The organism is Pseudomonas sp. P1.8, from assembly GCF_001269805.1.
Taxonomy (GTDB): domain Bacteria; phylum Pseudomonadota; class Gammaproteobacteria; order Pseudomonadales; family Pseudomonadaceae; genus Aquipseudomonas.
Map to the genome: position 1 here is coordinate 798,561 of NZ_LHVM01000013.1, position 11,642 is coordinate 810,202.

The 11,642-nt window shown below is 61.1% G+C and carries 10 protein-coding genes; 3 read left to right on the plus strand and 7 right to left on the minus strand.

Features of this window, described 5'->3' with window-relative positions:
- Positions 1-343: 343 nt before the first annotated feature.
- From AD668_RS14240 to AD668_RS14250, 3 genes are all read left to right on the plus strand, one after another.
- Complete coding sequence (locus tag AD668_RS14240; RefSeq protein WP_053159731.1) at positions 344-904, plus strand: YSC84-related protein; 561 nt, start codon at positions 344-346, stop codon at positions 902-904.
- A 192-nt stretch (positions 905-1,096) separates the two neighbouring features.
- Positions 1,097-2,611 (plus strand): DUF3300 domain-containing protein, encoded by a 1,515-nt coding sequence (locus AD668_RS14245; RefSeq protein ID WP_053159732.1) that lies wholly within the window; start codon positions 1,097-1,099, stop codon positions 2,609-2,611.
- A gap of 26 nt (positions 2,612-2,637) precedes the next feature.
- Entirely contained in the window at positions 2,638-3,528 is an 891-nt protein-coding gene (locus AD668_RS14250; protein ID WP_053159734.1) for a DUF2950 domain-containing protein, read from the plus strand.
- Between the two features lie 304 nt (positions 3,529-3,832).
- On the opposite strand, the gene AD668_RS14255 is transcribed toward AD668_RS14250, so the two are convergent.
- The 7 genes from AD668_RS14255 to AD668_RS14290 all read right to left on the minus strand — a co-directional run bounded on the left by AD668_RS14255 (position 3,833) and on the right by AD668_RS14290 (position 11,607).
- Positions 3,833-4,873, minus strand: coding sequence for a Rieske 2Fe-2S domain-containing protein (locus AD668_RS14255; protein ID WP_053159736.1), 1,041 nt, complete (start codon positions 4,871-4,873; stop codon positions 3,833-3,835).
- A 178-nt stretch (positions 4,874-5,051) separates the two neighbouring features.
- Complete coding sequence (locus tag AD668_RS14260) at positions 5,052-6,428, minus strand: DUF1329 domain-containing protein (RefSeq protein WP_053159738.1); 1,377 nt, start codon at positions 6,426-6,428, stop codon at positions 5,052-5,054.
- Positions 6,429-6,529: 101 nt separating this feature from the next.
- Entirely contained in the window at positions 6,530-7,732 is a 1,203-nt protein-coding gene (locus AD668_RS14265; RefSeq protein WP_053159740.1) for a helix-turn-helix transcriptional regulator, read from the minus strand.
- A gap of 75 nt (positions 7,733-7,807) precedes the next feature.
- Positions 7,808-9,016 carry an acetyl-CoA C-acyltransferase gene (locus tag AD668_RS14270; RefSeq protein WP_053159742.1) on the minus strand — a complete coding sequence of 403 codons (1,209 nt, stop codon included), beginning with the start codon at positions 9,014-9,016 and terminating at the stop codon, positions 7,808-7,810.
- 7 nt (positions 9,017-9,023) lie between these two features.
- Positions 9,024-9,494: a MaoC family dehydratase gene (locus AD668_RS14275; protein ID WP_053159744.1), complete on the minus strand. Its 471-nt coding sequence runs from the start codon at positions 9,492-9,494 to the stop codon at positions 9,024-9,026.
- A 10-nt stretch (positions 9,495-9,504) separates the two neighbouring features.
- On the minus strand, positions 9,505-10,290 hold the full coding sequence (locus AD668_RS14280; protein WP_156322336.1) for an SDR family oxidoreductase: 786 nt from the start codon (positions 10,288-10,290) through the stop codon (positions 9,505-9,507).
- 438 nt (positions 10,291-10,728) lie between these two features.
- Complete coding sequence (locus tag AD668_RS14290) at positions 10,729-11,607, minus strand: SDR family oxidoreductase (protein WP_053159750.1); 879 nt, start codon at positions 11,605-11,607, stop codon at positions 10,729-10,731.
- Between the last annotated feature and the right edge of the window lie 35 nt (positions 11,608-11,642).

An 11,642-nucleotide genomic window follows, 5' to 3' on the forward strand; every position in this document is an offset into this window, starting at 1 on the left:
GAGCTCTACGGCCCCCATCTTCATGTTCGACAGACTAAGAGTCACACCGCCGCCACTCAATGACCGAAACTCACAAATTATTGATCGTAATGCGCAGCCAAACGTTGCGTCGAAACGAGTAATTGCTCTGTATCCGATTATGACCACGAACCCGCTCATCGCCCGGTGGTCATAACAGGTGATGGCATCGCGACTGATCAACGGCCCTGAGTCTGTTCATCAAGAGCGACGCTGCACTTCACACTTTTTGGGTGCGTCGGATACGTTCAGCCCCTTCGGTTCCTGTCTGAGGCAGGCGCTGATCGCTGGTTTCCATCCAAGGCTCCCGCTTCGGAGTACGCAAATGACTCAATCAATGCGGTTCTTCCTGTCGTTCTTCCTCGCAGTTACAACACTGGCATCGGCAAGTCTGCTGAACAATGCAGGAGCGGCCACGGCCGAGGACCTGAATGCCGACGCTAAACAAGCGTTGCAATTGCTCTACAAGACCAATCCCACTGCCGAAACCCTTTCGCGTCAGGCCAAAGCCATATTGGTCTTCCCGAAAATCATCAAGGCAGGTCTCGTATTTGGTGGCAGCTATGGCGAAGGCGTGCTGATGAAGGGCACGAAAGTCGATAACTATTACAACTCGGTCAGTGGCTCATGGGGGCTGCAGGCCGGTGCTCAATCGTATGGCTATGCGGTTTTTCTGATGACCGACAAAGCATTGAAATACATCACTGAAACCAAAGGTTGGGAAATCGGTGTAGGACCCACCGTTGTCGTGGTCGATGAAGGGGTTGCGAAAAACCTGTCAAGCTCGACGATCAAAGACGACGCTTACGCCTTCATCTTCGACCAGCAAGGCCTGATGGCCGGGGTCAGCATCGAGGGCACGAAGATTTCCCTGATCAAGCGCTGATCTCTATCGGGTCGATTTCTGTCAGCTGTCGTTGCCAGCAATCGACCCCTTGCGCGCCCAGCGCAAAAATTATTCATTTGCTCCCTTCAGAAAGCGACTTTGAAGCTAAGCTCTATGGCTTGCAGGGTCGGATTTCGCCCGCCTGACGTTGATCCACTCTTATCAAGCCTGCCTGACCACATAGGGGGTGCAATGCGCATTCCAATCCTTTACGCGTTGTCAGCCGTACTGTTTTTGAGCGGATCCTCCGGCCTGGCTTTGTCAGCGGGCGCGACCGCACCGGCACCGGCGCCGGCGAATGTTGCCACTGCAGCACCCGCTGCGGCGTTGGCCAAAGACCCTGTATTCACCCAGGAACAACTGGATCAAATGCTGGCGCCCATTGCGCTTTACCCGGACCCGCTGCTGGCCCAGGTGCTGATGGCGACCACATACCCAGGGGAGATCACAGAGGCAGTAGCCTGGTCGAAGGCGCATCCGGACGCCAAGGGTGACGATGCGGTCAAGCAAGTGGCGAATCAGCCTTGGGATCCGAGCGTGCAGGCCCTGGTTGCCTTTCCACAGGTGTTGGCAACGCTGGGACAGGACCCCGTCTGGGTACAACGCCTGGGTGATGCCTTCCTGGCGCAACCCGACGACGTCATGCAGGGTGTGCAGCGTTTACGTCATCAGGCGCAGGCGGCAGGCAATCTGCAGAGCAATCAGTATCAGAACGTGACCATCCAGAATACCCCAGCACCGGCGCCGGCACCGACGCAAGAAGCCGCCGCTCCAGCCCCGGCCAGCAGCTCCACCATCATCATTCAGCCTGCCGACCCGCAAGTGGTGTACGTCCCCACCTATAACCCGACCACCACCTACGGCACCTGGCCCTACCCGGCCTCGCCCCCCGCCTACTATCCACCGCCACCTGCGTATTACCCCGGTCAGGCCTTGATGGCCGGGCTGGCATTCGGGACCGGCGTGGCGATTGTCGGTGCGTTGTGGGGTGAATGTGACTGGGGCAACAACGACGTCGACATCGACGTGAACCGTTACAACAACATCAATGCCAACAATCGAATTAACAACGGTAACTGGCAACACAACCCCGTTCACCGCAACGGCGTACCTTATCGCGACAACAAGAGCCGTGAACAGTACGGCCGCCAACTCAACGGTGCCAATCAGCGTGAAGCCTATCGGGGCGACAATGCCCAACGCTCCCAGGCTCGCGAAAACGCCCGCAGCTCCATGGACCGGGCCGGTATCGAAAGACCACCCACCAGCAACGCCCAGGCCCGTGATCAAGCACGCAGGGCCCAATCCGCAACGGCTGACAGAAATCGGGCGCAATCGGGCACCTCGGACAGAAATCGGGCACAAGCGGGAGCCGACAGACCCAGAACGTCCGACAGAAGCCAGAACACCGCCAGAAACACTCGGGAGAATCAGCAACCGAGGAAGCAGAACGTGCAAAACAATCAGCGCAGAGACGGCAGCGCGCAGACGCGACAAGCGAGTCAGAAACGGCCAGCCGCCAGTGCCGGCAGCGCCCGCAACAACGCGTTCGCCGGTGCGCGTTCACCGTCCAAGAGCCAGGTGCAGGCCAACCGTGGCCGGGCCAGCCAGGCTTCCGCCCAACGTCCCCAAGCGGCGCGATCGGCCGGTCATCAGGTCAGTCGGCCGTCCAATCCACCATCGCGTTCAAGGGGGGGCCGTCGTTGAAAAATCATCCTCGAGTGAATCGACTCATGGGCTTGTTTCCTCAGGTTCTTGCGCTGACTGCCGGCGTTATGTGGTCGTGTATCACGATGGCACAGCAGTCATTTCCAACGCCGGAAAAGGCTGTTGAAGCCTTCGTTGAAGCACTGGGTCAGGAGCACGCCGATCAGGCACGCCTGACAGAGTTGCTGGGCAGCGAATGGCACAGTTTCATTCCACGCGAAGGCGTACAGCGCAAAGACGTGGATGCGTTTCTGCAGCATTACCGCGAGCAACACAAGATTGAAAAAACCGGCGATCGCAAGGCCGTACTGGAAGTCGGCGCCGACCACTGGACACTGCCTATTCCGTTGGTCGAAGACGCCAATGGCTGGCGCTTCGACATGAAGGCCGGCAATGCCGAAATCCGTGCGCGTCGAATCGGCCGCAACGAGCTTAACGCGGTGCAATCGGTGCTGGCCTATCACGATGCCCAGATGGACTACGCGTCAGTGGATCGTGACGGCGACGGCGCCCTCGAATACGCACAGAAAATCTTCAGCACCAATGGCAAGCACGACGGACTCTATTGGGCAGAGGATGGCAGCGGCCAGATCAGCCCGCTCGGGCCTTCGTTCGGCAGAGCCATAGCCGACGAAGAATGGCGCGGCTACCGCTTCCGCATCCTCAAAGGCCAGGGTCCTTCAGCACCCGGGGGTGCCTATAGCTATCTCATCGGCGACAAGATGAGCCGAGGCTTTGCGCTGATCGCCTGGCCGGCGAAATACAATGACACCGGCGTGATGAGCTTCATGATCAGTCATGAAGGTCAGGTATTCGAGAAGGATCTGGGACCCGATGGTGAAAAAATCGGGCAAGCCATGAAGCGCTTCGATCCGGATGCCAGTTGGAAGGAAGTCGACCCAGATCAGGATCAATAACCGCTACCGGAAATTAAGCCAGTTCGGGGCGCTCGAACTCATGGCGACACAGCTCGCATAACGCTTGCAGGCCAGGACGCTGGGTGACTCCGGTGGGACCGAGACCTGCACGGTCAACACCAGGAAAAACAGGACCAGCAAGGGAAAGAAATAGGCAAGAAGACTTTTTATTTTCATTGTCAGTGCTCTAATGACCTTTGAATCCGATCTGCTCTACTGCCATGACTTGCAAGGTGGCAGTGCGTCTGCGAGCGGCGCCTTCGAGTGACAATCGCTTATCGCTCGAAGACCCCTGGTTGCTCCGTCAGCGTTCGTCGACCGTAATGAACTCGCGACGCTCGGCCATGAATGCGGGCACGTCGTCCTCATTGGTGAAGAACTGCTCGTACCATTCGCGCAACTGGTAGACCGGGCCGTCGGTTTCTGCCAGCACCGGCTTGTCGATACGAATCTTGTGTTTCCAGATCACCACGTCTTGATAGAACGAATCGCGGTTGCCCTGGACATAGGCCTTGGCCACTTCCTGGTTCTGCTCTTCGGTCCAGCCCGGCACGCGCTTGACCATGCAACCAAAGCGCAGGTCGAAACTGTTCGGCGTCACCGGCACGTGGCTGTTGAGCAAAATGGCGTGGATGCGCACATCGCCGAACATCGAACTGATGTGCGTGAAGTGAGTGGCCGGGCCGTAGTAGGCCGATGGCGCGATCAGGTCGCCGCCCAGGCGCTCGGAGTCGCCATGGAAAATCTGGTGGCCGATATGCCCTTCGAAGACGTTGGCGAAATACTTGGTCGGCGTGCCGTGCACCGGGCCGAAGTGCTGGGCATCCACCAGGTTATCGACCAACTCCCGTGGGTTGGTTTCGATGTGCATGGTGTCGATGTTCCAGTCATGCACCCAGTCCGGATCGTCCATCTCTGGCAGGTGCGGAATGATCACGCCCTCTTTCGGCGGACGGCCTTCAGGGTTGTTCCAGACGAACAGCAGGTTGTTTTCCTCGCAGGTCAACCAGCTGCGGGTCTTGGCCTTGGGTGGAATGCGCTTGCAGTAAGGAATTTCCACGCACTTGCCGCCAGTGTCGTACTTCCAGTGATGGAACGGACACACCAGTTTGTCGTTCTCGATAGTGCCCTGGGACAGGTCGGCGCCCATGTGCGGGCAATAGGCATCCAGAATGCTGATGTGGCCCTGGCTGTCGGCGAAGGCCACCAGGCGGGTGCCGAAGACTTCCAGGGTATGGGGCTTGCCATCACGGTAATCGCTGGCATTGCCCAGGCAGTGCCAGCCGCGCGCGTAACGGTGGGTCCGCTGGGCGTTCTCGATATTGATTTCAGCGAGTTTGGTCATTGTTATTGTTCCTCGAATGCAGACTTCGGGGCAGGCAATGCCCCTAGGAAATACAGGGTGATCCCATGGCGAACATCATTGAGCAGTCGCGCAAGGTGAACATCCTTCAGTTGGACTAGATCAAATGCGATCCGCTCTCAATCGGCGCCCATGGCCCAACAGGCGCCGTGCTTGTCGGTTACTGGCCGAAACGCCGGGCGGCTTCCGGGCCGAAGTCCCGGGGACTGAAACCGGGTTTGTTCAACAGATAGCCGTTGCGCTGCTCGTTGATCAGGTTGAACGCCAGGTAACTGCCGGCATTGAGGTCGTAGTACAGGCCCACACCCGCTTGCTGGCGCTGGCTTTCATAGGCGTAGAAGTAGTTGACCATCGAGGTGCGCCACAGCTCGCCACGGTTGTCGTAGTTGTCGGCGAGCATCGGGAACCAGGTGTCCTCGTCGACATACAACTTGCGCTTGCCATACAAGTGGCGATAACCCGGTTTGAGCGTGCCTTCCAGTTCCCAGACCCGATGGCGCTCATAGCGCATGGCCTGGGGATTGATGTGGCCGGGGGTCAGCAGGTCGGCGTACTTGAGATTGGCCGCATGCAGGCGGTAGGTGTTGTAAGGGATGTACATCTCGCGCTTGCCGACGATCTTCCAGTCGTAGCGCTGGCCGGAACCGTTGAACAGGCGCACTTCGTCCACTGTGATCGAGCCACCGCTGCCGGGGAACGACATGTCGAAACCATAACCCGGCGACTGCCGCACGCGACGGGTGCCCGGGTCGTAACGCCAGGCCTGGCGCGGTTCGGTCTTGTCATTCCAGAACTCGGTGCCGGTATTGATCTCGCCCTTGTCCCGTTGCGGCAGCAGGGTTTCATTGAGATAGAACGACGAGTTGCCGCTGGTTTCGCCAATCTTGCCGGGCTCCAGCGACGGCGCCAGGTTGCGCGAATGCACGCGACCCCAGTTGATGTTGCCGTCCTTGAGCACATAGGCGTTATCCGAGACATATTCCTCGGTCCAGGCGCGCAAGGTAAACGTCGAAGCGTTTTTCAACAGTTCGAGGCCGCTGCGCGGTACCGGGAACGGTGTGCCGCCGGTCTTGCCGACCACCCCTTCGCCGTCATCCACCAGACGTGCCACGCTGGCATTTTCGCGGGTGGCCTGGCAGACCGCGTCGTTGTAACGGAAATCCCGATGCGAGGGATAGACCGGCATTTTGTAAGTGCCCGGGTACAGCTTGAACAGCGCTTTCTGGCCATCGGACAGGTAGTCGCTGTATTGCGCGATGTTCTGCGCGGTGATCACGAACAGCGGCTTTTCGTCCGGGTACGGATCCACCGGATGGTTGCCCGTGCCCTTGAAATCAACGTGGGGCGGTGCACCCAGCCACTTGCCGCTGAACGCTGGAATGCTGCCGTCGGCATTGCCGGCCTTTTCCGCGCCCAGGCACGTCAAGTCGTTGCCCAAGCGCGGGATGTCTTCCGGTGCGGCATGTACCGTGCCGACGGCACAGCATCCCAACAACAACGTCAACGCCCAGCCAGGGGTCTGATTACTGCCGGTCATTTTTATTCTCCTTGGATTCGACAACGGTTGCCCAGTATCGGCAGCCCAGGAACCCGGCAGCATCGTCCGCACGGACTAACGCATTTTGCCGCAGCCGCGCCTCACAGCCGGACCGCAGCCGGCTGCGGCGCCCCCAGCGCCACCACGCTGTTGAGCATGATCCGCACCAGCTCGGTCTGGCGCCGTACGCCGGTCTTGGAAAAGATCGAACGCAGGTGCGCCCGCGCGGTGTTGCGTCGGATATTGAGCAGTTCCGAGGCCTCCTCCAGCGACAAGCCGTTGGCCAGTTCCAGGGCCAGCGCGGTTTCCGCCGGGGTCAGGTTGTACAGTTGCGACGTCAGCACCGTGCTCACCAGCGACTTGCTCACCGCATCGCGCACATACACCACCACCGTCGGCTTGCCGTTGCCTTCGAGCAGATCCCGGGAGGGAATCAACTCCACCACAACCCCCAGGCTGACCTGTCCGGAAGGACGGGAAATCGACGTCGCCTCGGCCACCTGCACGCCCCTGGCGGCGCCCTGCCTGGCACGCTGAAAGGCGTTGCGCACAAGCCGCGACAACTCGCGATTGTCACTGGGGTAGGTTGCCTCCAGCCGGCCGCCCACCACCTTGAGGCCGTCCTGACTGTCGAGAATCTCCCGGGCCACGGGATTGAGTTGCACCACGCTGCCGTTTTCATCAAGCACGATGGTCGCCACCGCGAGGCGGCTGATCGTCTGCGAATACAGACTGCCGAGGGACTCACTGCGGTCGAGCTGCGAATACATGTGCAAGGTCCGGCGCAGGTGCGGCAACAACATGGCGCACATGGCCCGCTCGGTGTCACTGAAAGCTGGCTGACCCTGTGGTCGATTGATCCGAAAGCGCACCGTGCCGCCATCCGGCATGCGGATATCGGCACCGAGCATGTGGTAGCAATCGTAGGGTTGGCAGTACAGCAGGTAAAACGCCGAACTGGCCCACTCGGCCTCGCTCATCAGTTCATCGATGGTGAACACGGTGTCGGTGGGCAAGCCTTCGAACAGGGTGGATTTGGCGTAGTAGGCATAATGGTTAATCCCGCCCTGCCCCAGTTCGACATCACCGGCAACCACCATCGGTGACAACAGCGGCTCGTCCTGGACCCGCAGGATCAGGGTAACGAAATTGGCCTTGAACAATGCGCGGATCTCGCGCAACGAGTCGCTCAGGCAGCGAGTATTCATCGCCGCTTCGTAGATGTTGCCGATAATCCGTTCGTACTCGGCCAGCTCCAGGCCCATTTGCGCCAGGACCTGTGCATTGGGCATGTGACTTTGCATAACCATTCCCCAGCAGCGGGCCCGACCAGCGGGCCCCCATGGATTGAATCGCGACGGCGCGGCGCTCCGCTCGCCTCACGGCAGTTCGAACAGTCCTGCGGCGCCCATGCCGCCACCGATGCACATGGCAATCACCACATAGCGCACACCGCGACGTCGACCTTCCAGCAAGGCGTGGCCGACCATCCGCGCACCGGACATGCCGAAGGGGTGCCCGATGGCAATCGCTCCGCCATTGACGTTCAGGCGATCCGCCGGGATCTGCAGTGCATCGCGGCAATGCAACACCTGGCTGGCGAAGGCCTCGTTGATCTCCCACAGACCGATGTCCGCTACCCCAAGGCCAAAGCGCTTGAGCAGCTTGGGAATCGCAATCACCGGGCCGATACCCATTTCCTCTGGCGCGCAGCCGCCCACGGCAATGCCGCGGTAGATGCCCAGCGGTGTCAATCCGCGGCGCTTGGCCTCGGCGCGGCTCATCAGAAGGCTGGCCGCGGCGCCGTCGGAGAATTGCGAGGCGTTGCCGGCGGTGACGAACTCGCCTTGCGCGACCCATTTGCCGTCCTTCCACACCGGTTTCAATCCGGCCAGGTCTTCCAGGCGCGTATTGGGCCGGTTGCACTCGTCACGCAGGACCTGCACGCGTTCATGGCCATTGGGCTGGCCATCGGCGGCAAACAGCAGCTTGTCGACGCTCAGGCCGACGATTTCGTCGTCGAACAGTCCGTCGCGCTGGGCGGCAGCGGTGCGCAGTTGGCTTTGCAGCGAATACTCATCCTGGGCGGCGCGGCTGATGCCATAGCGGCGCGAGACGATTTCGGCGGTTTCGATCATCGGGATATAGGCGCTGGGCATCACCTGCAGCACGGCTTCGGACTGCGCGCGGAAGCTGTTCTTGTGTTTGGTCTGGGTCAGCGACAGCGACTCCACGCCGCCGCCGATGGCGATGCTCATCTCGCCGGTCATGATGCCCTTGGCCGCCACGCCGATACTCATCAGGCCCGAGGCGCACATCCGGTCCAGGGCCATGCCCGCCACGCTGTCCGGCAAACCGCCGGTGTAGGCGCAGAGTCGACCGATGTTGTAGGCCTGGGTGCCCTGCTGCACCGCTGCGCCCATGATCACATCCTCGACGTCAGCCGGCTCGATGCCGGCGCGCTCGACCACCGCGCGCACCACATGGCCGCCCAGCACCGGGGCCTCGGTATCGTTGAACGATCCGCGAAACGACTTGGCCAGCGCGGTACGGGCGGTGGCGACGATGACAACTTCATTCAGGTCCATGGGGAACTCACTCGGAAATGGGGTTGAAGGTGTAGCGGCTGATGGTGTCGATCACGCAGCCCGGGCGCGCCTGGCCCTCGACTTCCATGGTCATGCGCACCACCAGTTGCACGGCGTCACCCAGTGTTTCGCAGCGGATGATCTGGCCGCTGCCGCGCACTCGCGAATCGACCTTGACCGGTGCCGGGAAGCGCACCCGGTCGCTGCCGTAGTTGACGCCCATGGCCATGTTTTCAATGGTCATCAGCTGCGGCATGAACAGATTGGCCAGGGACTGGGTCAGGTAACCGTGGGCAATGCAGGCGCCAAACGGACCGCTGGCGGCGCGCACCGGATCGACATGAATCCACTGGTGATCACTGGTGGCTTCGGCGAACAGATCGATGCGTTGCTGGTCGATGGTCACCCATTCGGTATGGCCCAGGTCCAGGCCCTCGGCCGCCAGCAAGGCCTGGGCACTGCTGAAAACGTGACTCATGAGCGAGCCCTCACGCTTGTTGGGAACTGACGGACAGCACTTCGCCGACCATGTAGGAGGCATAGTCACTGGCCAGGAACATCATCACGTTGGCCACTTCCCAGACTTCAGCGGCGCGACCGAACGCCTCGCGCCCGGCGAGGCTTTCGAGCAACTCTTCGCTGGAGGCTTTCTTGAGGAAATCGTGCAGCGCAATCGAGGGCGATACCGCGTTGATGCGCACGCCGAACTCGGCGGCTTCCAGTGCGCTGCAGCGGGTCAGCGCCATCACCCCGGCCTTGGCGGCGGCGTAATGGGCCTGTTCCTTCTGGGCCCGCCAACCGAGCACCGAGGCGTTGTTGACGATGGCCCCGGCGCCGCGACGCTGCATGTGCGGCAGCATCGCCCGGGTCATGCGGAAGGTGCCGGTCAAGGTCACATCCAGCACCCGCAGCCACTCTTCGTCGCTCATCTCAACCACGCGCTTTTGACCACCCAAGCCCGCGTTGTTGATCAGCACATCGACCCCGCCCAACGCCTCTTCGGCGGCAGCCACCAGGGCCTGGACTTCGTCTTCGACGGTGACATTACACAGCTGGCCATAAATCGCCTGCAAACCGGTCTCGGCCTTGAGGCGCTCCACCGCCTCTTCGAGGCGCCGCGCATGCACATCGGAAATCATCAGCGCCCGACAGCCTTCCTCGGCACTGCGGCGAGCCGCCGAATAACCGATACCGGCACCGGCAGCAGCGGTAATCAACACCGACTTGCCGGCCAGCAATTGATGGCCGGGAACATAAGGGGGGGCTTGTTTCACAGCGTCTACCTCCGAAGAAATCAATACGCTGTAGTTGTACGGAGAGAGCGATGCCGGCGCATCGTCAAAATGGGGTATGAAGGTGGAGAAGGATGACGTGGCGCAACAGCAAGATCTTTTGCTTTGGCTTTTGATCTTCCTGCCCCATCGAGAGGCTTCGATTCTGCGCAGTGGGTCTTGTAGGAGCGAGCTTGCTCGCGAAAAACCTGAGAGCACCGCGGGGTGTCAGGATTCCCGCGTTATCGTTGGCCTCCATCGCGAGCAAGCTCGCTCCTACAGGCTTTTCCAAGTGACCCGCTGTAAGAGCGGAACCGTAAGTGGCCGTTACCGCAGGAATGGATATTTACTCGGTCAAAATCCAGGTCGGCTGTCAGGCCGCCATCGCTGGCAAGCCAGCTCCTACAGTAGATCGAGTGAATCCGCGAGTGAGGCTGGGCGTCAACTCCCCCAGACTTTCTGCGCCTTGGGCGCCTCGGCGAGGATTGCGTCCACTGCCGCGCCGATTTCTTCAACCTGCCACATCGCGCCCTTGTCACGGGTGATGCCGGTGCGCCAGCCGTCGCCGAGGGAGATTCGCCCGCCCTGGCTTTCGAAGATCTGGCCGCTGACGTGGGCCGATGCCGGACTGCCCAACCACACCACCAACGGCGCAACGTTTTCGGCGGCCCAGGCGTCGAAGCTGCCGTCCTCGGGTTTTTTCACCATGTCGGGCATGGCGCTCTCGGTCATCGAGGTGCGTGCGGCCGGTGCCAGCGCGTTGGCGGTGACGCCGTAGCGGGCCAGTTCCGCCGCTTGCACCAGAGTCAGCGCAGCGATGCCGCCCTTGGCCGCCGAATAGTTCGACTGCCCCACCGAACCCTGCAGGCCGGCGCCGGAGCTGGTGTTGATGATCCGCGCGTCGACCGGCGTACCGGCCTTGGCCAGGTCGCGCCAGCGGCGGCCGAGGATGTTGGCCAGGCAGTAATGGCCCTTGAGGTGGACGCGCATGACCATGTCCCAGTCCTCTTCACTGAGGCTGATGAACATTCGGTCGCGCAAGACCCCGGCGTTGTTGATCAGCACATGCACTTCACCGAACGCCGCCAATGCCGCATCGACGATGTGCTGCGCGGTGGCCAGGGTGGTGATGTCGTCGCTGTTGGCAATCGCCTGGCCACCGTTGGCACGGATCTCCCCCGCCACGTCTTCTGCGGCCTCGGCGCGAATATCGTTGACCAGCACATTGGCCCCTTGCGCGGCGAACGCCAAGGCGTAGGCGCGCCCCAGGCCGCCGCCGGCCCCGGTGATGATCACGGTGCGGTCTGCACACATAGCCATGTTTGACTCCTTGAAAGATTGGCTGGCCGCACGCC

Excerpts from the sequence above, each read along its gene's own strand:
- AD668_RS14255 (WP_053159736.1), bottom strand. The coding sequence starts at position 4,873 with ATGACCAAACTCGCTGAAATCAATATCGAGAACGCCCAGCGGACCCAC.
- AD668_RS14250 (WP_053159734.1), top strand. The coding sequence starts at position 2,638 with ATGGGCTTGTTTCCTCAGGTTCTTGCGCTGACTGCCGGCGTTATGTGG.
- AD668_RS14245 (WP_053159732.1), top strand. The coding sequence starts at position 1,097 with ATGCGCATTCCAATCCTTTACGCGTTGTCAGCCGTACTGTTTTTGAGC.
- AD668_RS14240 (WP_053159731.1), top strand. The coding sequence starts at position 344 with ATGACTCAATCAATGCGGTTCTTCCTGTCGTTCTTCCTCGCAGTTACA.
- AD668_RS14265 (WP_053159740.1), bottom strand. The coding sequence starts at position 7,732 with ATGCAAAGTCACATGCCCAATGCACAGGTCCTGGCGCAAATGGGCCTG.
- AD668_RS14270 (WP_053159742.1), bottom strand. The coding sequence starts at position 9,016 with ATGGACCTGAATGAAGTTGTCATCGTCGCCACCGCCCGTACCGCGCTG.
- AD668_RS14260 (WP_053159738.1), bottom strand. The coding sequence starts at position 6,428 with ATGACCGGCAGTAATCAGACCCCTGGCTGGGCGTTGACGTTGTTGTTG.
- AD668_RS14290 (WP_053159750.1), bottom strand. The coding sequence starts at position 11,607 with ATGGCTATGTGTGCAGACCGCACCGTGATCATCACCGGGGCCGGCGGC.
- AD668_RS14275 (WP_053159744.1), bottom strand. The coding sequence starts at position 9,494 with ATGAGTCACGTTTTCAGCAGTGCCCAGGCCTTGCTGGCGGCCGAGGGC.